At 70.0% G+C, this 20338-nt stretch carries 23 protein-coding genes, 1 tRNA gene and 1 pseudogene; 18 read left to right on the top strand and 7 right to left on the bottom strand.

Annotated elements, in window-relative coordinates; translation table 11 throughout:
- Positions 1–167 precede the first annotated feature (167 nt).
- From ACYQ1K_RS08165 to ACYQ1K_RS08135, 7 genes and pseudogenes are all read left to right on the top strand, one after another.
- Positions 168–2222 (top strand): ATP-dependent DNA helicase UvrD2, encoded by a 2055-nt coding sequence (locus ACYQ1K_RS08165; RefSeq protein WP_459982328.1) that lies wholly within the window; start codon positions 168–170, stop codon positions 2220–2222.
- A gap of 125 nt (positions 2223–2347) precedes the next feature.
- Positions 2348–2560, top strand: a complete 213-nt coding sequence (locus ACYQ1K_RS08160) for a hypothetical protein (protein WP_459982327.1) — start codon at positions 2348–2350, stop codon at positions 2558–2560.
- A 151-nt stretch (positions 2561–2711) separates the two neighbouring features.
- Positions 2712–3059, top strand: a complete 348-nt coding sequence (locus ACYQ1K_RS08155; protein ID WP_459982326.1) for a WhiB family transcriptional regulator — start codon at positions 2712–2714, stop codon at positions 3057–3059.
- A 10-nt stretch (positions 3060–3069) separates the two neighbouring features.
- Positions 3070–3264 carry a hypothetical protein gene (locus tag ACYQ1K_RS08150; RefSeq protein ID WP_488199515.1) on the top strand — a complete coding sequence of 65 codons (195 nt, stop codon included), beginning with the start codon at positions 3070–3072 and terminating at the stop codon, positions 3262–3264.
- Positions 3265–3370: 106 nt separating this feature from the next.
- Positions 3371–3532 carry a hypothetical protein gene (locus ACYQ1K_RS08145; RefSeq protein WP_459982324.1) on the top strand — a complete coding sequence of 54 codons (162 nt, stop codon included), beginning with the start codon at positions 3371–3373 and terminating at the stop codon, positions 3530–3532.
- Positions 3533–3568: 36 nt separating this feature from the next.
- The gene (locus ACYQ1K_RS08140) at positions 3569–3739 is read left to right on the top strand and encodes a hypothetical protein (RefSeq protein ID WP_459982323.1); all 171 of its coding nucleotides are present in this window, start codon (positions 3569–3571) and stop codon (positions 3737–3739) included.
- Positions 3727–4029, top strand: a pseudogene (locus ACYQ1K_RS08135) (VOC family protein); the annotation flags it as partial. The gene ACYQ1K_RS08140 and the pseudogene ACYQ1K_RS08135, both read left to right, overlap by 13 nt.
- 46 nt (positions 4030–4075) lie before the next feature.
- Here ACYQ1K_RS08135 and ACYQ1K_RS08130 read toward each other — a convergent pair.
- On the bottom strand, positions 4076–4912 hold the full coding sequence (locus ACYQ1K_RS08130; protein ID WP_459982440.1) for a hypothetical protein: 837 nt from the start codon (positions 4910–4912) through the stop codon (positions 4076–4078).
- 132 nt (positions 4913–5044) lie between these two features.
- A complete protein-coding gene (locus tag ACYQ1K_RS08125) occupies positions 5045–5203 on the bottom strand; it encodes a DUF5679 domain-containing protein (protein ID WP_091119258.1) in 159 nt (52 codons plus the stop codon).
- Positions 5204–5716: 513 nt separating this feature from the next.
- Here ACYQ1K_RS08125 and ACYQ1K_RS08120 point away from each other — a divergent pair.
- Together ACYQ1K_RS08120 and ACYQ1K_RS08115 are read left to right on the top strand one after the other, a co-directional pair.
- Positions 5717–6793 (top strand): PHP domain-containing protein, encoded by a 1077-nt coding sequence (locus tag ACYQ1K_RS08120; protein ID WP_459982322.1) that lies wholly within the window; start codon positions 5717–5719, stop codon positions 6791–6793.
- A gap of 35 nt (positions 6794–6828) precedes the next feature.
- Positions 6829–7362, top strand: coding sequence for a M48 metallopeptidase family protein (locus ACYQ1K_RS08115; protein ID WP_459982321.1), 534 nt, complete (start codon positions 6829–6831; stop codon positions 7360–7362).
- Here ACYQ1K_RS08115 and ACYQ1K_RS08110 read toward each other — a convergent pair.
- Both ACYQ1K_RS08110 and ACYQ1K_RS08105 read right to left on the bottom strand, forming a co-directional pair.
- Positions 7309–7863, bottom strand: coding sequence for an NUDIX hydrolase (locus ACYQ1K_RS08110; RefSeq protein ID WP_459982320.1), 555 nt, complete (start codon positions 7861–7863; stop codon positions 7309–7311). The genes ACYQ1K_RS08115 and ACYQ1K_RS08110 overlap by 54 nt on opposite strands.
- The gene (locus ACYQ1K_RS08105) at positions 7860–9170 is read right to left on the bottom strand and encodes a zinc-dependent metalloprotease (protein WP_459982319.1); all 1311 of its coding nucleotides are present in this window, start codon (positions 9168–9170) and stop codon (positions 7860–7862) included. The genes ACYQ1K_RS08110 and ACYQ1K_RS08105 overlap by 4 nt, the downstream gene beginning before the upstream one ends.
- Positions 9171–9218: 48 nt before the next feature.
- Between ACYQ1K_RS08105 and ACYQ1K_RS08100 the strand changes: the two genes are divergently transcribed.
- From ACYQ1K_RS08100 to ACYQ1K_RS08080, 5 genes are all read left to right on the top strand, one after another.
- Positions 9219–9671 (top strand): molybdenum cofactor biosynthesis protein MoaE, encoded by a 453-nt coding sequence (locus ACYQ1K_RS08100; RefSeq protein WP_459982318.1) that lies wholly within the window; start codon positions 9219–9221, stop codon positions 9669–9671.
- Between the two features lie 34 nt (positions 9672–9705).
- Positions 9706–9948, top strand: a complete 243-nt coding sequence (locus ACYQ1K_RS08095) for a hypothetical protein (RefSeq protein WP_459982317.1) — start codon at positions 9706–9708, stop codon at positions 9946–9948.
- A gap of 61 nt (positions 9949–10009) precedes the next feature.
- The gene (locus tag ACYQ1K_RS08090) at positions 10010–11065 is read left to right on the top strand and encodes a YlbL family protein (protein ID WP_459982316.1); all 1056 of its coding nucleotides are present in this window, start codon (positions 10010–10012) and stop codon (positions 11063–11065) included.
- Complete coding sequence (locus ACYQ1K_RS08085) at positions 11062–11604, top strand: PPA1309 family protein (protein WP_459982315.1); 543 nt, start codon at positions 11062–11064, stop codon at positions 11602–11604. Before ACYQ1K_RS08090 ends, ACYQ1K_RS08085 begins: the two co-directional genes overlap by 4 nt.
- Positions 11601–14525: a UPF0182 family membrane protein gene (locus ACYQ1K_RS08080; protein WP_459982314.1), complete on the top strand. Its 2925-nt coding sequence runs from the start codon at positions 11601–11603 to the stop codon at positions 14523–14525. The genes ACYQ1K_RS08085 and ACYQ1K_RS08080 overlap by 4 nt, the downstream gene beginning before the upstream one ends.
- Positions 14526–14917: 392 nt before the next feature.
- Here ACYQ1K_RS08080 and ACYQ1K_RS08075 read toward each other — a convergent pair whose 3' ends face one another.
- The gene (locus ACYQ1K_RS08075; RefSeq protein ID WP_459982313.1) at positions 14918–15148 is read right to left on the bottom strand and encodes a hypothetical protein; all 231 of its coding nucleotides are present in this window, start codon (positions 15146–15148) and stop codon (positions 14918–14920) included.
- Positions 15149–15405: 257 nt separating this feature from the next.
- Here ACYQ1K_RS08075 and ACYQ1K_RS08070 point away from each other — a divergent pair, with 257 nt between their 5' ends.
- Both ACYQ1K_RS08070 and ACYQ1K_RS08065 read left to right on the top strand, forming a co-directional pair.
- Complete coding sequence (locus tag ACYQ1K_RS08070; RefSeq protein WP_459982312.1) at positions 15406–16305, top strand: dioxygenase family protein; 900 nt, start codon at positions 15406–15408, stop codon at positions 16303–16305.
- 59 nt (positions 16306–16364) lie between these two features.
- A tRNA-Met gene (locus ACYQ1K_RS08065) sits at positions 16365–16438 on the top strand.
- A gap of 93 nt (positions 16439–16531) precedes the next feature.
- Here ACYQ1K_RS08065 and ACYQ1K_RS08060 read toward each other — a convergent pair.
- Together ACYQ1K_RS08060 and ACYQ1K_RS08055 are read right to left on the bottom strand one after the other, a co-directional pair.
- On the bottom strand, positions 16532–17344 hold the full coding sequence (locus tag ACYQ1K_RS08060) for an ABC-2 transporter permease (RefSeq protein WP_459982311.1): 813 nt from the start codon (positions 17342–17344) through the stop codon (positions 16532–16534).
- Positions 17341–18240, bottom strand: coding sequence for an ABC transporter ATP-binding protein (locus ACYQ1K_RS08055; protein WP_459982310.1), 900 nt, complete (start codon positions 18238–18240; stop codon positions 17341–17343). Before ACYQ1K_RS08055 ends, ACYQ1K_RS08060 begins: the two co-directional genes overlap by 4 nt.
- 131 nt (positions 18241–18371) lie before the next feature.
- Here ACYQ1K_RS08055 and ACYQ1K_RS08050 point away from each other — a divergent pair, with 131 nt between their 5' ends.
- Entirely contained in the window at positions 18372–19517 is a 1146-nt protein-coding gene (locus ACYQ1K_RS08050) for a sensor histidine kinase (protein WP_459982309.1), read from the top strand.
- Positions 19514–20170: a response regulator gene (locus ACYQ1K_RS08045; protein WP_459982308.1), complete on the top strand. Its 657-nt coding sequence runs from the start codon at positions 19514–19516 to the stop codon at positions 20168–20170. The genes ACYQ1K_RS08050 and ACYQ1K_RS08045 overlap by 4 nt, the downstream gene beginning before the upstream one ends.
- Positions 20171–20338 lie beyond the last annotated feature (168 nt).

The following is a 20338-nucleotide window of genomic DNA, read 5'->3' as shown; positions in this document are numbered from 1 at the left end:
CCGACGGGCGCGCTCCGCGGCGCCCGTCAGGTCAACTGTTGCGCCGTCCAGAGTGTTCCCGAGCCCGGGCCTGTGGAAACGGTGCGCCGCCCCGCCAGGACTGTCGCCGCACGCCTCTAAGGTGAGAACGTCCGCGAACCATCGCCCCTCCTGGAGTGTTTCCGCCTGTGACCGTCAGCCCCGATGCTCTGCTCGACGCCCTCGACCCGGAGCAGCGCCGTGTCGCCGAGGCGCTGCGCGGGCCGGTCCGCGTGCTCGCCGGGGCCGGCACCGGCAAGACACGTGCGATCACGCACCGGATCGCGTTCGGGGTGGCAACGGGCGTCTATGCGCCCACCGAGGTGCTGGCCGTCACGTTCACGACCCGCGCCGCTGGTGAGATGCGGCAGCGGTTGCGTGGCATGGGCGCCGGTGCCGTCCAGGCGCGCACGTTCCACTCGGCGGCGCTGCGGCAGCTGCGCTACTTCTGGCCACACGTGCACGGCACCGAGCTGCCCACCCTCACGGAGTCGAAGCTCGGGATGCTGGCGCAGGCCGCTCGGCGGCACCGGCTCAATGCCGACCAGGCGCTGCTGCGCGATCTCGCCTCGGAGGTCGAGTGGGCCAAGGTCAGCAACGTCCATCCCGACTCCTATGCGCGGGTGGCGGTCTCACGCGGGCGCCAGGTGGGCACGGTCGACGTCGAGACGGTGGGTCGCGTCTTCGGGTCCTACGAGGAGGTCAAGCGCGAGCAGGGCCGCATGGACATGGAGGACGTCCTGCTGCTGACCGCCGGACTGCTGGCCGAGGACGAGAGGGTCGCCGCACAGGTCCGCCGGCAGTACAAGTGGTTCGTCGTCGACGAGTTCCAGGACGTCTCGCCACTCCAGTCGGCACTGCTCGACCTGTGGCTGGGTGGGCGGGACGAGCTGTGCGTCGTCGGCGACCCCGCCCAGACCATCTACTCCTTCGCCGGCGCCGACGCCACCTACCTCCGTGGGTTCCCCCGGAAGTATCCGAACACCACCAGCGTGGAGCTCGTGCGCAACTACCGGTCCAGCGCGCAGGTCGTCGAGACCGCCAACCGACTCCTCGCGGGCTCGCCCAGTCAGGGCGTGCAGCTGCGGGCTCAGTCGGGTGCCGGCCCGGCGGTCACGTTCCATCCGCACGCCGACGAGGTGGCGGAGGCCGACGCCGTTGCCGCGCGCATCCGGCAGCTGCACGCGGACGGGCGGGCCTACGGCGAGATGGCGATCCTCTTCCGGATCAACGCCCAGTCCGAGACGTTCGAGGAGGCGCTGACGGCGGCCGGCGTGCCCTACGTCGTCCGAGGTGCTGCCAGGTTCTTCGACCGGCCCGAGGTGCGTGAGGCGGTGACCCGGCTGCGAGGGGCGGCGAGGTCGGGCCAGGACGAGGACTTCCTCGAGACGGTGCATGCCACCTTGGCCGGCATGGGGTGGACCTCGGCGCCGCCGGAGTCGCGCGGTCAGGTCCGTGACCGCTGGGAGTCCTGGCAGGCCCTCATCGACCAGGCCACCGCATTCGCCGAAGGCGTCGGAGGCGGCGCACCTGCCGACTTGGGCGCCTTCGTTGACGACCTCGACCGCAGGGCCGCCGACCAGCATGCGCCGGTGGCCGACGGCGTCACGCTCGCGACGTTCCATGCAGCCAAGGGGCTGGAGTGGGACGCGGTCTTTCTCGTCGGCCTCCAGGACGGCACGCTCCCGATCACCTACGCGTTGGACTCTCCCGACGCCGTCGAGGAGGAGCGCCGCCTGCTCTATGTCGGCGTCACCCGCGCCCGTCGCGAACTCGCCCTCTCCTGGGCGGCTGCCCGCCAGCCCGGACAGCGCGGCAGCCGCAAGCCGTCGCGCTTCCTCGACCCCCTCCTGCCCGACAGTGCTCGGTCCGTCGACCGACCTCGAGGCAGCCGCGGGGCCCGGATGTGTCGCACCTGTGGGCGGCCGCTGAACGGCGTGGCTGAGAAGAAGCTCGGACGTCATCAGGACTGCCCGGCGCCGTACGACGAGGATCTCCTCGCCCGGCTCAAGGACTGGCGCACCTCCACCGCCAAGACATTGGAAAAGCCGGCGTACGTCGTCTTTCCCGATTCCACGCTCGAGGCGATCGCCGAGCGGAGACCGGGCTCGCGCAGCGAGCTGCTCCGTGTTCCCGGTGTCGGCGATGCGAAGCTGACGGCCTTCGGCGAGGAGATCCTTGCGATCGTGGCAGAAATTCCCTGAAGAAAAGCCAATAAATGATTTGCGGATCGTAAAGGGCCGGCACTAGCGTCTTCACCAACCCCGCAGACCGCGCACACGGAGTCGGCAGCTCCCGCGCACGACCGGAACGAAGGAGGTGGCACAGCATGAACATCAACGCGATCCAGCAGGCGGCTGACATCCAGTCGTCCTTCGCCATGTCCGGCTACCGCCACGCCTTCGCCACGTGCACGACCGGCGCGCCCTTTGCTGTGCGCACCGTCGATCTCGCCCAGGGCGAGGTGGCTCTCAAGCCGGCCACCGCTACCCGCAAGGGCTGGGTTCGTGGGACCTACGCCTGGAGTCCACCGAGCGTCTGAGACAGACGTCGGCGCCCTCCAGGCCGCGGAACCCGAACCACGGGATCCGCGGCCTTTCTGTTGCTCGCACCAGGCCGGTCCAAGTGGATCCCAAGTCACACACCGCACCATCAAGAAGCAGAGCGATCAGGAAGCACAGGAGGTGAACGAGATGACCACCAGCGTTCTCGACCGCGCCGACCAGGCGTTCGAGGCTGGGCTGGACGACGTCCTGGACCCCACCCTGGGTCTACTGCACGACGTGGCCAGCAAGGTCGACGACGAGCTGCTGCCATGCCGGGTCAACAACCCGGAGCTGTGGTTCGCCGAGTCCCCGAGCGATGTGGAGTATGCCAAGGCTCTCTGCCAGGCGTGCCCCGTACAGGCGATGTGCCTCGACGGCGCTCTCTCACGGCGCGAGCCATGGGGTGTCTGGGGTGGTGAGCTGTTCCTCCAAGGAGCGGTGATCCCCCGCAAGCGTCCCCGCGGTCGCCCGCGGAAGAACCCGATCGTCGCCTAGCCGCCCACCTATGAACATTCGTCGAAACAGGAGCATCGAGATGAACACCATGCAGGAAGACCTGGCGCGGGCCCAGATGGCCGCGCGCCTGGGAGAGGCGCAAGAGATGCAGCGTGGCCGCCGATTGGCCCGCGCCCGCCGGCTCAGCCGCAAGGCCGAGCAGGCAGCACAGCTTGCGCGCCTGGCCCTCGCCCGCGCTCTGTGAACCGGGATCACCTCCCGGCACCCTGATCGCGGGTGTGTGACAAGAACGGTCCGTCCGTCCCAGTGCTGGGATGGGCGGACCGTTCTGCGTCTGGTTTGCTGGGGACGTGCTGACCTGTGACTTCTGCGGCCGGGCAGCGCCGGAGGGCGCTGAGACGCTCACCTGGACGAGCGCGGTCGAGCACGGCGTCCGCAAGACCTTCTGCGAGCAGTGCTCGCGCGAGCATCTCCGCGCGATGGAGGGCAAGCTCGACTCCGAATGGTGGTGAGGGGACCAGGCCCGAAGACCGTCAGGTGTCGAGCCGATGGAACGCATCGATCGATCTGGCAACGCGACGCCCTTCTGGCTGACGATCTTCGTCGACCTGCCGGCTCCGGTGCACGAGTCCGGCACGCGCTTCGGGCAGGGCGTGACGGGCTATCGGCTGTCGTCGACGCGTGGGGACACAGGCACCGTTCGCGGGTGGACCAGCTGACCATCGACATCGCGCCGCACGCGTGGGACGCCGAGACCGCATTCTGGGCGGGCCTGACCGGCTGGGAGGTTCGTCGGGGGAGCCGGCCGGAGCTCGCGCGGCTCGCGACGCCGGCTGAGCTGCCGGTGCGGATCCTTCTCCAGCGCCTGGACGAAGGACGAACGGGCGGCCACATCGACATCGCCTTCGACGCTTGCGACCAGGAGGTCGAGCGGCTGGTCGATCTCGGCGCCGAGCAGGTGAGCAGGCAGCAAGGGTGGACGGTCATGACGGCGCCGGACGGCAGCAAGCTCTGTGTCACCGAGCGCAGCCCCGACACGGCCTGCTCGGCTGAGGTCACTCCTCGACGAGCACGACGTCCCACGCGCAGCCGCACAGCGCGTGGCGTGGCCACTCCCGCAGGACGGGTCCGCCATCGGCGGGGAGAAGCAGCGACGCCGACACGGTGGACGGCAGGTCTCCGTCGACGTACGACACCACCTCCCGTGCCGCGAGCGCCAACGCTGCAGCTTGGAGCGCGGGCGACGTCGGAACGGGGTCGGTGCGGCGCGCCAGCTGGTTGACGACGAGCGGCCGGCGGGGATGGTCGTCGGCGAGGGCGGCATCGACGCAGCGAAGACAGGCCGTGCGGCCGGGCACGACGAAGGGCCCTACCTCCCATCCCGTCGGCATGCCGCTCACGACGAGGTGCGAACGTCCTTGCTGCATCAGCACGTCAACCGACTCTCGACGCACAGGGCCCATCGCGACGACCACGGTGAGCGTGGCCCCGGAGGTGACTGGCTCGATCCCCTCCGCCCGCAAGAGCGGGATGATCGTGTCGCAGACACCGGGGAGCGCGTCGACCGAGACTCGAGCCGCCCGCCGGGCGGCGACCCGTTCGGCGGCGCCCGGGCCGTGCACGGCGGCGACCCTCGACTCGAGCTGCGAGGCCGGAGCGTCGACGATCAGGTCGGCCGCGTGGAGCGCCTCCAGCGCCCGAAGCGCGGGTAGCGATGTCGGCCGCTCCCAGCGCGAGCGCGGGCTCTGAAGAAGACTCACGAGGCGGTGGACGTCCGGCGAGTCGGTCAGGAGCGCGCGCGTCGGGGCGTCGAGGCCGACGATCAGGTGGTGGTCGTCGAAGCGAACGGCATGCCAGCCCGGTCGGAGGACCGGGCGCCCGAGTTCAGCCATGCGGGGACCCTGTCACAGATCCGCATGACGCGCGCTCGCTCATCCACAGGGTCCGAGACGTCGGTGTCACGAAATGACAACGGCGTCGCTCGGACCCGAGCGACGCCGCAGTCGAGGCTGCAGACTGAGTGCTCAGGCCTTCCCGAGGATGCGGTTGAGGTTGGTGCCGCACACGGGGCAGACGGCCTTGGCCATCTTGGTGCCCTTGTCGTTCACCTTGACCTCGCCGGTCGCCTCGCGCTTCTCCTTGCACTTGACGCAGTAGAACTCGCCGCTCCAGGACTCCGCCATGACGGCCCCCTATCTATGTGTCTCACGTTGGTCGTCGCGGCGGGGGAATGTCAGGAAAGCCCGCCGGGATCCTGCGGCGGCACGCCGCTGAATCGACTCGACCCTACGGCACACGGCGCTCTGATCCACACCAGAGGCACTCTCCTGGCCCCGGCGTGTCGCGCGGGGGAGCACCGAGCGAAGCAGCGGGTGGGGCACCCGGCGCAGCCCGTCGGGCCTGTCGCAGGGCCGATGAGGAGACCCCCGGTGCCTGAGTCGTCCCTCGCCTTCCCCTTGCGAAGGGCGACCGGCGGCGCCGGGGGCCTCATCTGGAAGGAAACCTAGGAGGGCCGGTGGAGCATGGTCAACGCGCGTGATCCCCACCCTGTGGATAGGGGTGTGGACAGCGTGCGGATAACTGGCGGAACACCGTGGAGAACCGCCGGAACACCATGTGGATCGGGCGGCCTAGGGCGAGAAGACCCGCGCCCTGACCAGCGGCGATGCATCTCCACTGCTTGTGGAGGAAAAATAGTGGCCGTGAACTCCGGCGTGTCGTCCCCTCATGGCCCCGTGGCGGTCCTGCGTCGCATCGCGTTCCTGTTGGAGCGGGGGCGCGAGGACACCTACAAGGTGAAGGCCTTCCGGACGGCCGCCGCGAGCCTGCTTCCGCTCGACGACGCCGAGATCGCTGCGCGTGTCAGCGCGGGGACTCTCACCGACCTGCCAGGTCTGGGCGCGAGCACCGCGAAAGTGGTCGCCCAAGTGGTGGCCGGCGAGGTCCCGGACCGGCTGACCCGCCTGGAGGAGGAGTACGGCGGCTCGCTCGTGGCCGGCGGCGACGGCCTCCGTGCCGCGCTTCGGGGTGACCTGCACTCCCACTCCGACTGGTCCGACGGGGGGTCACCGATCGAGGAGATGGCCTTCACGGCGATGGAGCTGGGCCACGACTACCTGGTCCTCACCGACCACTCGCCGCGCCTGACGGTGGCGAAGGGGCTCAGCGTGGAGCGTCTCCGACGACAGCTCGCGGTGGTCGACGCGGTCAACGACCACCTCTTCTCGTCCGGGACGGCTGAGGACGGCGGCTTCCGCCTGCTCAAGGGCATCGAGGTCGACATCCTCGACGACGGCTCGCTCGACCAGACCGACGAGATGCTGGCGCGGCTCGACGTCCGCGTGGCGAGCGTGCACTCCAAGCTCAAGATGGAGCCCGACGACATGACCAGGCGCATGGTCGCGGCGATCCAGAGCCCGTTCACCAACGTCCTGGGTCACTGCACGGGCCGCCTCATCACCGGCAGCCGCGGGACGAGGCCCGGCAGCCGCTTCGACGCACGCCGCGTCTTCGAGGCCGCCGCGGAGCATCAGGTGGCGATCGAGATCAACAGCCGGCCAGAGCGTCGCGACCCGCCGACCAAGCTGCTCGAGCTCGCCCGTGACATTGGCTGCCTGTTCTCGATCGACTCCGACGCTCACGCGCCCGGGCAGCTCGACTTCCAGGTCTACGGGTGCGAGCGCGCCGAGGCGGCGGGGATCGATCCAGGACGGATCGTGAACACGTGGCCCCGCGAGCGCCTGCTGGAGTGGGCTCGGCCCGCCGACATCTAGTGCGGACTTCGGGTCGCGGCCACTAGGGTCCGAACATGCAGCGGGACAACGTGGAGGTGCGGCGCAGCAAGCGCCGGCGCCGCACGGTGTCGGCCTACCGCGACGGCGACCGGATCGTCGTGCTCATCCCTGCCTCGCTCTCGGCGAAGGAGGAGGCCGAGTGGGTCGAGTCGATGGTGGCGCGGTTGGAGCGCCAGGAGCGCCGCCGCAAGCCAAGCGATGAGGAGCTGCTCAAGCGGGCGCTCTCCCTCAGCGACCGCTACTTCGGCGGGATCGCGATCCCCGAGTCCGTCCGCTGGGTCGACAACCAGAACGCTCGCTGGGGCTCCTGCACCCCTGGCGACCGCACCATTCGGCTCAGTGCGCGGCTGCAGGGCATGCCGTCCTGGGTCATCGACTACGTGCTGGTTCACGAGCTCGCCCACCTCTTCGAGTCCTCGCACGACGCTCGGTTCTGGGGATGGGTGGATCGCTACCCTCAGGCCGAACGGGCGAAGGGCTACCTGTTGGGCTGGTCAGCCGCGGTCCGACTCGAGCCGCCGCCGGGCGTGGAGGACGAGCTCGACTAGGTCGGGATCGGGGTCCGGCAGCGCGTCGGACGGCCACCAGCGCACGTCGAGGGACTCCTCGGACACGGCATGGACGGCATCCGCCGGCGCCACAGCGAGGAAGCGGACGTCGAGATGGTGCACGCCGGCGGCGTCGCCGCAGAACGGCACCTCGTGGTCGCTGAGCTGCACGGGCACCGGATCCAGCGTCAGTGCCAGACCGGACTCCTCCTGGGCCTCTCGCGACGCGGCGCCGAACAGGGAGGCGTCATCGGGCTCGAGATGTCCGCCGAACTGGAACCACCGGCCCGCCTTGGCGTGCAGCGTCAGGAGGACCGACGACCCGTCGGCGGAGATCACCAGGGTCGACGCGGTGACGTGGTGCGGTCGGTCCTCGCGCAGCACACCCGAGGGATGGGTGCTCAAGTAGGCGACGTACTGCTCGCGCAGCGCCTCCTGGGCAGGCGTGGGAGCGGCCCAGGAGGCGAGCAGGCTGAGGGCGTCGTCGCGCAGGCGACTCACTCGGGGTCGCCGGCGTCGCCGGGCGGCGGCCCGTCGAGGAGCTTGCGGAGCTCGGCGTCGAACTCGTCCTCCGACATGGTCTCCGGCGTGTCGGCGCCCTCGCGGAACCCGAGCGGGTCGTCGAGGTCGGCACTGGTCGGCAGCAGCGCGGGCGACATCCACACGCCGTCGCGCGCCTCGGCGCCCTGGCGGGACCGCAGGGCGCCCCACAGGCTCGAGGCGTCGCGCAGTCGGCGCGGCCGCAGCTCGAGCCCGACGAGCGTCGCGAAGGTCTGCTCGGCCGGACCGCCGGCCGCGCGTCGCCTGCGGAACGCCTCCTGCAGCTTGGTGGCCGCCGGCATGCGGTCCTTGGTCGCCTCGCTCACGATCTCGTCCACCCAGCCCTCGACAAGCGCGAGCACGATCTCGAGCCGCTCGAGCGCCGCCTGCTGCGCCGGGGAGTCGGGCATCTCGAAGAGAGACCCGTTCTCGAACAGCTGCTGCAGTGACTGCGGGTCCGCCGGGTTGACGCCCCGCATCTGCTCCTCGACCTGCTGCTGGATGTTGCCGAGGTTCACCTCGACCCCGCGGGCATAGTCGGTGACGGCGCCGGTCACGTGGTCGCGCAGCCACGGAACGCCCGCGAACAGCCGCTGGTGGGCGGCCTCGCGCAGTGCGACGTAGAGCAGCACGTCGTCGGAGGAGACGTCGGAGAGGCCCTCGGCGAACGCCGCGATGTTGGTCGGGAGGAGCCCGGCGCGGCCCGGCGCCGCCAGCGGCACGCCGATGTCGGAGACCGAGAGCACCTCGCCGGCCAGCGCGCCCAGGCCCGAACCGGTCTGGTTGGCGAGCAGTGCACCCACGGCCCTGCCGAGGAAGCCCATCATCGGACCCGCCATCGCCTGCATCTCCGCCGGCAGCTGACCGCTCATGGCGTTCACCGACGACGCGGCCACCGGCTCGACCAGCACCTTCCACACGTCCACGGTGTTGACCAGCCACTCCGCGCGACTCCACGCGTGCGGCGTCGTGATCCCGGACGGGAAGGCGGTCGTGCCGTCGATCCAGTGGTCGGCGAGCCGGAGGGCGTCGGCGACGGCTGCCCTCTGTCGCTCGGTCGGCGTGGGGTCGGGGGTCTGGGCCGCCGTCTTGCGCGCCAGGTCGAGGGCGACCTCCCAGTTGAGCGGGCCGTCGTAGGGCTGCATGAACGTCTGCATCTGCGCGAAGAGCGAGGACAGGTCAGGCATGCCGCCTCCGCTCGTGAAGAACGCCTCGAAGGGGGTGCCCTTGAACGGGTTCTCGCCCGGGTCACCAGGGGTCTCAGCCATGACCCCAACGGTACGCGGCCGACCCATGTGCAGCCTAAGGTGAGCGGTGTGAGTGATTCCTCCCTCCGCGGGGCCGGTTCCGAGCGCGTCAGACTGGCGGACATCCGCGACACCCCGCTCGAGGTCGACGAGGTCGTGAAGGCGCTCGACGACGAGGCCTCCGGCGGCCTGACCCTCTTCGTCGGCCGCGTTCGCGACCACGACCAGGGCAAGGGCGTGCGGGGCCTGACGTACGACGCCCACCCCACTGCGCTCGACCGCCTCGTCGAGGTCTGCGCGCGGATCGCCGAGGAGCACGACGTCAACGGCGTCGCCGCCGTCCACCGCACCGGCGAACTGGCCATCGGCGATGTCGCCGTCATCGTTGCGACGGCGTCGGGTCACCGAGGCGACGCCTTCGCGGCGAGCCGTGCCCTCATCGACACGCTCAAGAGCGAGGTGCCCATCTGGAAGCACCAGCGCTTCAGCGACGGGACCGATGAGTGGGTCGGCGCGCCGTAGGCCCCTGGGGCGGCCACTGAAATAGCCTGGTCCTGTGGTGATCCTGCTCTGGCTCGTGCCGCCGGTGGTCGTGACGATCCTCGCTATGGCCTGGGTCGGCTGGCTCGGCCGGGAGGGTCGCGGCGAGATCGACCGCGAGACCGCCGTACGTCGGATGGGAGAGGCGCTCAGCCGGCCGGCGCGCCCGCGGGTGGTCGTCCAGCAGCCTCGGGAGCGGTCGACCGGCGTTGCCGTGCGCGCCTCACGCGACCCCTCGCGCGACAAGCGGGTCTCCTGATCCTCTCAGCACCCTCTTGGCTGGTCATGGGAGGGTTGTCGCCGTGAAGGGGCCCTCATCGATGTCGCAGCGGACTCTCGCGGGGGTCATCGCGGTGCCGTTGGTGATCGCTCTCGTCGTCGTCGCCTGGCTCAGCCCGCTGCCGTACGTCGTCTACCGGCCCGGCCTCACCGTCAACGTGCTCGGGAAGACCGACGGCAAGGAGATCATCGGCGTCGTCGGTCACCCGGCCTACCGCGACGACGGTCAGCTGCGCATGACGACCGTGTCGGTGACGCGCCCGGAGACGAAGGTCTACCTTCCCGAGCTGCTCGGGGCGTGGTTCAGCAAGAAGGACGCGGTCTACCCGTGGAACGCGGTCTACTCCAAGGGCACCTCCGACCGGCAGAGCAAGCAGGAGGGTGCTGTCCAGATGTCGACGTCCCAGGACACCGCGACCGCGGTCGCCCTCGCCGAGCTCGGCCAGAAGGTCCCTGAGGTGGTCAAGATCGCCTCGGTCACCAAGGGCGGCCCGGCCGATGGCGTGCTCAAGACGGGCGATCAGGTCCTGGACGTCGACGGCCTCGCCGTGACGACGAAGAACACCGGGGATGCCGTGAAGAGGATCCGGCGCACGCCGGCGGGTCAGGCGGTGGAGATGGTGATCAGTCGCGGCGGCAAGCAGCAGCGCGTCAGCATGACGCCGGTCCGGGAGAACGGTGTGCCGCGGATCGGGGTCGCGCTGGGCGTCGACTACGACTTCCCGTTCGACGTCTCGGTGAACATCGACCCGAGCATCGGCGGGCCGAGTGCCGGGCTCATGTTCTCGCTCGGCATCTACGACACGCTCACCCCAGGATCGCTGACCGGGGGCCAGAAGGTCGCGGGCACCGGCGAGATCGAGCCGGACGGATCGGTCGGTCCGATCGGCGGGATCCAGCAGAAGATCGCCGCCTCGGACCGTGATGGTGCCAGGCTGTTCCTCGTCCCGAAGGACAACTGCGACGAGGCGCTCGGGGCCGCGAAGGGCGACGTACGGCTGGTGAAGGTGACCACCATGCACGACGCCGTCACGTCGGTGGAGTCCTGGGTCAAGAACCACGACGCCACGCTGCCGACGTGCGGAGGGAAGGCATGAGCCTCGAGATCAGTGACACCGACCCGGCCCTGGCCGCGGCCGTGCTCGAGCTGGAGACGCACGCCAGCGGGCAGGGCTGGGACAGGCCGGCGACGCTCTACGCGCTCGTCGACACCGCGGCCCTGGCCGCGAAGGAGCCCGCCCTGGCGGCCCTGATGGGGTTGGACGACTTCTCGGCGGCCGGGAGCCTGACGCCGGTCGAGCAGGAGCAGCTCACCCGCCCGCTGGAGGAGGTGCTTCCCACCATCAGCTGGCCGACCGGCGTCGCGGGTTGCGCCGCAGTGGTCGAGCGGCTCGTGCTGCCTCCCGGCGTCGACGATGCCATCCCGGAGGACCCGGGCGCCGCGGAGGAGTTCGCGCGTCACCACCCCGACCGCCAGGAGGTGCGGATGGTGGTGGGCGTCACGCGCGCCGGGGCGTCGTACTGTGCGCTGCGTCTGCGTGCCCACGACGACCCGGAGTCGGTCGTCGCAGGCGACGACCTCGTGCCGCAGCTGGTCGAGCTGCTGCGCGAGACCTTGGAGGAGGACCCCCGGTGAGTGAGCTCTTCGACGACGACCCGCGCGACACGCCGCCGCGCAGCGGCTCGGGTCGCACCCGGGCGCTCATCATCACCGCCGTCGCGCTCGCCGTGATGCTCTTCCTGCTCACCACCTTCGCGTCCTTGTGGACCGATCGGCTGTGGTTCGCCCAGATCGGCTATGGGAGCGTGTTCGGGAAGCTCTTCTGGACCAGGACAGGACTGTTCCTGGCCTTCGGGCTGGTCATGGGTGGTGCCGTCGCGGCCACGATCATGCTCGCCTACCGCAACCGTCCGCTGACCCACCCGACCACCGGCGACAACGGCTTGGAGCGCTACCGGGATGCGGTCACGCCGATCCGGACCTGGCTCCTGGTCGGCGTCTCGGTGATCGCGGGCGTGTTCGCGGGGGCGTCCGGGGCAGGCAAGTGGCGCACCTATCTCCTCTGGCGCAACGGTGGCGACTTCGGTCAGAAGGACGCCTACTTCGGCAAGGACATCGGGTTCTACGTCTTCGACCTCCCGTGGTGGCATCTCATCGTGAACTTCACGATGGCGGTGAGCATCGTGGCACTGCTGCTCTCGCTCCTCGTCAACTACCTGTACGGCGGCATCCGCCTGCAGTCGCGCCACGAGCGCGTCTCGGGGCCGGCGCAGCTGCAGATCTCGATGCTGATCGCTGTCTTCGTGCTCGCCAAGGCCGCGGACTACTGGCTGGACCGCTACGACCTGGTGCATGGCGACGGCTCGAAGATGACCGGCATCTCCTTCACCGACGACCACGCGGTGCTTCCGGCCAAGGCCATCCTGGCAGGCATCGCCCTCATCTGTGCGGCGCTCTTCCTCGTCAACATCTGGCGTCGCACCTGGCTGCTGCCCGGTGTCGGAGCCGCGCTGCTGGTCGTGTCCGCCATTCTCCTCGGACTGATCTGGCCGGCGATCGTGCAGGGATTCCAGGTGCGGCCCTCGCCCGACAAGGAGACGCCCTACCTGGCCAAGAACATCACGGCGACCCGGCAGGCCTACGCCATCGACGACGCCGACGTGACCGTTCAGAACTACACGGCCCAGGCCAATGTCACCAACTCCTCCTCGCTGGCCACCGACCTCGACAAGCAGGTGGCATCGGCGCCCCTGGTCGACCCACAGCTGGTTCACGACCTGTTCAACGAGAGCCAGCAGGAGCGCAGCTACTACAGCCTCGCCCAGCCTCTCGACGTCGATCACTACATGATCGGCGGCAAGGACCGAGCGCTCGTGCTGGGCGTGCGCGAGCTCGACCAGGGCGGCATCGACGCTCGCGACCGCAGCTGGACGAACCTGCACACGACCTACACGCACGGGTCCGGCGTGATCGCCGCCTATGCGAACCAGCGCGACGTCCAGGACCGCACCGAGCAGCAGAGCATCCAGTGGGCCCAAGGCAGCGAGTCCGACCAGAACGACCTGGTCGCCGCCGGCCCCGGTCCGTTCGAGCAGCGGGTCTACTTCGGTGAGAAGTCGACGACCTACGCCGTCGTCGGGCGGCCCAAGGGCGCGTCGCCGGTCGAGCTGGACCTCGGCGCCGGCAGCGACAGCAACGACACCCACACGACGTACGGCGGCACCGGCGGCGTCCCGATCGGCTCCACCTTCCGCCGGCTGCTCTACAGCATCAAGTTCGGATCCTCCAGCTTCCTGCTGTCGGGCCGGATGAACGAGAACTCCCAGATCCTCTACGACCGCACGCCGCGCGAGCGCGTGGAGAAGGTCGCGCCGTGGCTGACTCTCGACGACGATGCCTACCCGGTGGTCGTCGATGGTCGGATCCTGTGGGTGCTCGACGGCTACACGACGACCGACCGCTACCCGGGCGCCGAGAAGGACTCCTTCAAGGAGATGACCGACGACGTCCTGCAGCAGGACACCGGTCTGCGGACGCTGCCCACGGACCAGATCAACTACATGCGCAACGCGGTCAAGGCGACGGTCGACGCCTACGACGGCACCGTCCGCCTCTATGCCTGGGACGAGTCCGACCCCATTCTGCACGCGTGGTCGAAGGTCTTCCCCGGCACCGTCCTGCCGCGCTCGGCGATCCCCGACGACCTCAAGCCACACCTGCGCTATCCCGAGGACCTGTTCAAGGTGCAGCGCTTCCAGCTGGCCAAGTACCACGTGACGGACGCTCGCGCGTTCCAGCAGGGCTCGGACTGGTGGCAGGTGCCGGAGGATCCGAACTCCACGGTGCCGCACCTGATGGCGCCGTACCGCATGTTCCTGGACGCGCCCGGCAGCGACAAGGAGGTCTGGTCGCTGTCGACCACCTTCACGCCGACTAAGCGCAACACGCTGTCGGCGGTGATGACGGTCAACTCCGATGCCACCTCGAAGGACTTCGGCAAGATCCAGGTCCTCGAGCGGCCCGACCAGGTGACGCAGGGGCCCCAGCAGGTGGTGGCCGACCTGAAGAACGACTCGGCGATCTCGCAGGCGCTGCAGCCGTTCAAGATCGGATCGCTGCTCTCCTACGGCAACCTGTTGACGATCCCGACCAACACACACGGCCTCATCTCCCTGATGCCGGTCTATGCCAGGCAGGCGACCTCGTCGCCGTACCCCGTGCTCGCCTACGTCCTGGTCAAGTACGGCAACCACATGGGCTACGGCAAGACCCTGCAGGACGCGATCACGAAGGCCCTGTCGACGACCTCGGCACCGGCCCCCTCGCCCACCTCGACCCCGACGCCGTCTCCGTCGTCCTCACCATCGTCGACGCCGACCACGAAGCCGTCGACCGCCGGCACCGCCGAGGCGCAGGCCAAGCGCCTCCTCGACGAGGCGCAGACGCTCTTCGCGCAGGCGGAGGCAGCCGGGAAGCAAGGCGACTTCGCCAAGCGGGAGGAGCTGCTCACACAGGCGCAGCAGAAGATCGCGAAGGCGATCGAGCTGCTCGGATGATGCCCGGGGCTCCCGCGCCCAGCGGGGCGGGAGTCACCCGGATGCGGTGAGGCCGGACACCTCGCGAGGCAGCGACGATCGCGGCGAGACCTTCGGGAGGAGGACGCCGTGGCCGCTCGCCGTGCCGGTGGTCGCGCCGGTGGTCGTGCCGCCGCGTCCGGGCTGCTCCTGATGTGGGTCGGGCTGCTCGCTGGCTGTGGTGGCAGCGATGGCGCCGCCGATCGTCCCACCTTGTCGCCCTCGGTGTCGCCCACCGTGTTGCCCACCTTGTTGCCGACGGGGCCACCGTCACCCTCGGTCACCGCGTCGCCGACGCGGACCTTGCCGAGCGCGACGCGCACCGCGACCCGCACCAGCGAGCCGACCGAGGCGCCGTCCCCCCAGCCGTCCGATCAGCCCTCGGTCACCCGGACCGCACCACCCAGCTCGACGCCCACGCCCGAGGTCACGCCGGCGCCGGAGCCTCCGGCCACGCGAACGGCGACGGTCACGGTCAGGCCCACTGCCACTGCGACGCAGACGGCCACGGTCACCCAGACCGTCGCTCCGGCCCCGGCCTCACCGACGACCTCGGCCCCGTCGACCACGTCGATCCCGTCGACCTCGTCGGCCCCGTCCGGCACGGTGGCTCCGGATGTCCAGGCAACCACCGCATCCGAGGAGGGGGCGCAGGCATGGGTGTGGTGGGTGCTGGCCGGACTGGCGGTGGCTGCCGGGCTCGTGGGCTGGTTCGTGACGGCGCGAGCACGGCGTCGACGCCGGTCCCTTCCCGGATCAGGTGAGTGAGCCCTGCCGTCGGCGCTTCGCTCACGCCCGCTGACGAGCTAGGCTGAGCGAACATTCGTTGAATCTGCAACTACGTCAGATCGGAGCCTCGCCGGTGACCTCGTCCGTCGGACGGACCGCCCTCGCGGACCAGGGGATCGCGCCAGCCCATCCGTTCGCTGCGCACCTGCGGCGTGTCGCGGCTGAGGAGCAGACGGCGCCGCACCGGACGTGGACCGCAGCGGACGGCCCGATGCCGGCGCTCTACCTCAGCCACGGGGCACCGACGCTGTTCGAGATGACCGAGTGGATGACCGAGCTGTTCGCGTGGGCTCGGGCCATGCCCCGGCCTCGCGGCATCGTGATCGTGTCCGCACACTGGGAGTCCGCGCCGCTGAGCCTCAGCAGCAGCGCCCCCGCCGAGCTCGTCTACGACTTCGGTGGGTTCGCCCCGATGTACTACCTCATGCGGTACGACACGCCGCCGGCGACGGAGTTCGCGGATCAGGTCAGCCGGCTCATGCCCGACACCGAGCACGTGCACGAGAATGCGACTCGCGGCCTGGACCACGGCGCCTGGGTCCCGCTCAAGATCATGTATCCGGAGGCGGACATCCCTGTGCTCCAGGTCAGCATGCCCACCCATGATCCCGAGCGGCTCATGGCGCTCGGGCGGCGATTGGCCACCCTGCGCGAGCAAGGGGTGCTGGTGATCGGGTCCGGCTACATGACGCACGGGCTTCCCTTCATCGACTGGTCCCACCCGGACCGAGTGCCAGGATGGTCCTCCGACTTCGACCATTGGGCCGCTGATGCGCTCGGACGTGGCGACGTCGACGAGCTCGCCTCCTTCCGCGCGCACGCGCCGGGCATGCCGTACGCCCATCCGACCGTCGAGCACTTCACGCCGCTCTTCGTCACCCTCGGTGCCGCCGCCGACCCCACCGCCCCTCCGCTCACGCGGATCGAGGGCTACGCGATCGGGCTCGCGAAGCGGTCGGTGGAGGTCGCCTGAGGCGACGACGCCCCCGATTTGGGCCCTGGTGCGTCGGCATGTAACGTTGGGTTCACCGACGCGGGGTGGAGCAGCTCGGTAGCTCGCTGGGCTCATAACCCAGAGGTCACAGGTTCAAATCCTGTCCCCGCTACAAAGAACAGGGCCTGATCTGCGGAAACGCGGTCAGGCCCTGTGGGTTTTCTCAGGCTGTTCACGACTTGCTCATGAGAAACGGCGTGGACGGCTACTTGATCTCGGAGCGGCGCAGGGACAGCAGCCCGACGACGAGGGGAAGGACGATCCAGATCATCGTGGTCGATCCGAGCATCGCCCACTCCTTGACAGTGTTCGTGGCGCCATCGAGGAGCGCCACCTGCGTGTAGTGCCAGTCGATCCACGGCTGCAGGTCCTCGAACCACGAACGCACCTGAGCCAGGAGCGCGAGAATGCCGGGCATGACGAGTGAAGCGACGAAGTAGCCCACGATCGCGGCCGCGGAGTTGCGCAGCACGACACCGAGTGCGAAGCCGAAGGCCATGCCCACCAGGTTGTAGATCACCATCTGGAGTGCCATGGACATCGAGATGTCCCACGCGGTGTCGACGCCTGCGAGTGCTGACCCGGCCACGTTGCCGAGGGCGCCAACCGCAAAGGCGGCGGAGACGGCGCCGAGGCCCACCAGGAGGGTCGCGATCGCCTTGGCGCCGATCATGCGTCCGCGACTGGGCACCAGCGTGAACGTGGTGAGTCCGCTGCGCTGGCTCCACTCACCCGTGACGGCCAGGATCGCGACCATCGGCAGGATCACTGACATCGGGAACCCGCTCGCCCTCACGAAGTTCTGGTAGGTGACGTCGCTGTCAAGGCCGAGGACGAGGAGCGACCCGGCCGAGATGGGCGACAGCACGCCGATGCTGATGAGCATCCAGAATCCCGAGCGGGTGTTGAACATCTTGCGCAGCTCGACCTTGACGAGTCGGGTGGCCGGGATGGGTTGGGCCCTCCGTCGGGCCGGCTCGGCCTCGATGGTGTCGGGAGGGATGATCGTGGCGGTCATGCCGCAACTCCTTCGCGTTGGGTGTCGGCGGTGAGCGAGAGGAACATCTCTTCGAGCCCGGTGCCCTCGGCGGACCGGAGCTCGGTCAGAGGGATCCCGGCGGCCAGGGCCACGGATCCGACCCGAGCGGGGTCGGCGTCCGTGCGGACCGAGCCGTCGCCGGCGAGCGTGCTGGGGATCCCGGCCTGCTCGAGGGCGTGAGCGAGGTCGCGCGGTGACGTCGACCGGGCGAGCGTCCCGGCCGCGGCCAGCAGCTCTTCCTTGGTGCCGGCCGCGACGATCTTGCCGTTGCCGATCACGACCAGGTCGTCGGCGATGACCTCGATCTCGTGGAGCAGGTGTGAGGACAACAGGACGGTGCCGCCCTGGTTGGCGAAGTCCGTGAGCAGGTCGCGCATCCACCGGATCCCGGCAGGGTCGAGCCCGTTGGCCGGTTCGTCGAGGATCAGCACCCGTGGGTCGCCGAGCAGTGCGGTGGCGACACCGAGCCGCTGGCGCATGCCGAGTGAGTAGTTGCGCACGCGGCGCTTGGCCTCCGACGGTGTCAGGCTGACGAGCTCGAGCATCTCGTCGACGCGGCGGCGGGGCAGACCCATGGTGTCGGCGGCGATGGTGAGGATCTCGCGGCCGGTGCGGCCGGCGTGCTGGGCGGAGGCGTCCAGCAGGACGCCCACCTCGAGGCCGGGGTTGGGGAGGTCGGCGAACCGGTTTCCGTTGATGGTTGCGGTTCCGGACGTCGGGGCCGTGAGACCGACCATCATGCGCATCGTGGTGGACTTGCCGGCGCCGTTCGGGCCGAGGAAGCCGGTGACACGACCGGGCAGGGCGGTGAAGGAGACGTTGTCGACGGCGGTGAAGCCGGCGTATCTCCGGGTCAGTGACTCAACAGTGATCATGCGACAACCCTCGGCGCGTCAGGTCACGGGGACATCGGCGTCGAGGCCGGACTCTCCTCGGCCGCTGGGACGAGCGAGGTCTCGTTCTTCTGGTCGGTCCCCGATGCCTCGGCGGTCCCTAGGCTGGGTGGGTGATCACCAACGCCCTGCGCGCGCTGTGGGCCGAACCCCGCGCTGCCGGCGCCCCCGAACGGGGGTGGCGCGACTGGGTGCTGGTCAGTGTGCTGGTGGTGGCGGCGCTGCTGGAGGGAGTCCTCCGGGAGGACGTCGCCTGGCGGCCAATCGCGATGATCTTGGCCGTCGGCCTCGCAGCGGTACTGCTGTGGCGGCGTACCCGGCCGTTGGCCTGTGTCGTGGTGGGTTTCGGCACCGCGATGGTGTTGGGGTTGGCGACCCTGGCGGGCGGGGCCCCCAATGTCGGTCTGGACACGATGGTCTACGTCGTCCTGGTGCTCGTCTATGCGCTGGTCCGCTGGGGCTCAGGGCGCGAGATCGTGATCGGGCTGGCGGTGGTGGGGGTCACTGCGGTCATCGGTTTCGTCGCCGACGCCACCGGGCCGGCCGAGATCATCGGTGGGTTCGGCATCCTGACGGCGGCGGCGGCGGGCGGAGCGGCGTTCCGCTACCGCGCCGAGAGCTGGCGCCGGGCGTTGGACCAGGTCCGAAGCAACGAGCGGGTCGGGCTCGCGCGCGAGCTGCACGACATGGTCGCCCACCATGTCTCGGCGATCGTTGTGCAGGCGCAGGCGGGCCGGGCGATGGCCGGGCAGCGACCCGAGGCCGGGCTCGAGGCGCTGGCGGCCATCGAAGGGGAAGCATCGCGGACCCTCGCGGAGATGCGCGCGATGGTCCGGGTGCTGCGCGACGGGGCGCCCGCGGAGTACGCCCCCCAGCCCGGCGTTGCCGACCTGATGTCCCTCGCCCGCCGCGACTCGGCCCCGGTCGTTGACGTGGAGCTGCCGGAGGACCTGGACCAACTTCCGCTCCAGGTCGACACGGCGGTCTACCGGCTGGCGCAAGAGGCGCTGACCAACGCCCTGCGGCACGCCCGCAGCGCCACGCGTGTGGAGATCCGGGTCGTCGAGGGTGCAGGACGCCTGCGGCTACGCGTGAGCGACGATGGTCGGATCGACCCGGCGCGGCCGGCGAGCCACGGCTTCGGGCTGCTGGGGATGACCGAGCGCGTGCAACTGCTGGGCGGCACGCTGCGTGCCGGGCCGGCGCCCGAGGGCGGGTGGACGGTCGACGCCGAGCTGCCGACGGAGGTCGGCAGATGACGGTGCGCGTGCTGGTGGCCGACGACCAGGATCTGGTGCGTACCGGCCTCTCCATGATCCTTGACGCCCAGCCCGACATCGAGGTCGTCGGTCAGGCCGCCGACGGCCACGCCGCGGTCGAGCTGGCGCGTCGGCTCACCCCCGATGTGTGCCTGGTCGACATCCGGATGCCCGGGCTCGACGGCATCGAGGTGACCGAGCTCCTCGCGGGGCGGGGCGTCCCGGACCCGATGGCGGTGGTGGTGATCACGACCTTCGATCTGGACGAGTACGTTCACGGCGCGCTTCGGGCCGGCGCCCGAGGCTTCCTGCTCAAGGACGCCGGGCCGGAGCTGCTCGTCCAGGCCGTGCATGCCGCCGCCGTCGGCGATGCCCTGATCGCGCCGAACATCACGCGGCGGCTGCTGGCCACCTTGGCCGCCAGGGAACCGTCGAGTCGACCTACCCAACCGATCGCGCCGCTCACCGACCGCGAGGAGGAGGTGCTGGCGCTGGTCGCCCGTGGCCGCACGAACGCCGAGATCGCCGCCGATCTCTTCATCGGCCTGACGACCGCCAAGACCCACGTCGCGAGCCTGCTGACCAAGATCGGCGCCCGCAACAGGGTCGAGATCGCGATGTGGGCCTACGACACCGGCCGGGTGGGGGACTGAATCCGCCGTTCAAGGACTCCGAGAGCCGTTCCGCCGAGCAAGCAGGCTTCGATGAACGCAGTCTCGTCAAGGAGATGCGGCACCAGCCGCGCATCACGTGTGCCTCGGGGCAGCTGGACTGACCCGGCGGGATTCACCGGCCCTTCATCCATGCCCGCCTACCGTCTC

The organism is Nocardioides sp. AN3, assembly GCF_054653495.1.
This window is presented reverse-complemented; position numbering and strand designations above follow the sequence as displayed.

Bases quoted from the DNA above. Each gene is read 5' to 3' on its own strand.
- ACYQ1K_RS08130 (WP_459982440.1), bottom strand. From the start codon at position 4,912: ATGGCTGAACTCGGGCGCCCGGTCCTCCGACCGGGCTGGCATGCCGTT.
- ACYQ1K_RS08115 (WP_459982321.1), top strand. From the start codon at position 6,829: ATGCAGCGGGACAACGTGGAGGTGCGGCGCAGCAAGCGCCGGCGCCGC.
- ACYQ1K_RS08140 (WP_459982323.1), top strand. From the start codon at position 3,569: ATGGAACGCATCGATCGATCTGGCAACGCGACGCCCTTCTGGCTGACG.
- ACYQ1K_RS08160 (WP_459982327.1), top strand. From the start codon at position 2,348: ATGAACATCAACGCGATCCAGCAGGCGGCTGACATCCAGTCGTCCTTC.
- ACYQ1K_RS08155 (WP_459982326.1), top strand. From the start codon at position 2,712: ATGACCACCAGCGTTCTCGACCGCGCCGACCAGGCGTTCGAGGCTGGG.
- ACYQ1K_RS08090 (WP_459982316.1), top strand. From the start codon at position 10,010: ATGTCGCAGCGGACTCTCGCGGGGGTCATCGCGGTGCCGTTGGTGATC.
- ACYQ1K_RS08125 (WP_091119258.1), bottom strand. From the start codon at position 5,203: ATGGCGGAGTCCTGGAGCGGCGAGTTCTACTGCGTCAAGTGCAAGGAG.
- ACYQ1K_RS08060 (WP_459982311.1), bottom strand. From the start codon at position 17,344: ATGACCGCCACGATCATCCCTCCCGACACCATCGAGGCCGAGCCGGCC.
- ACYQ1K_RS08105 (WP_459982319.1), bottom strand. From the start codon at position 9,170: ATGGCTGAGACCCCTGGTGACCCGGGCGAGAACCCGTTCAAGGGCACC.
- ACYQ1K_RS08055 (WP_459982310.1), bottom strand. From the start codon at position 18,240: ATGATCACTGTTGAGTCACTGACCCGGAGATACGCCGGCTTCACCGCC.
- ACYQ1K_RS08045 (WP_459982308.1), top strand. From the start codon at position 19,514: ATGACGGTGCGCGTGCTGGTGGCCGACGACCAGGATCTGGTGCGTACC.
- ACYQ1K_RS08150 (WP_488199515.1), top strand. From the start codon at position 3,070: ATGAACATTCGTCGAAACAGGAGCATCGAGATGAACACCATGCAGGAA.
- ACYQ1K_RS08085 (WP_459982315.1), top strand. From the start codon at position 11,062: ATGAGCCTCGAGATCAGTGACACCGACCCGGCCCTGGCCGCGGCCGTG.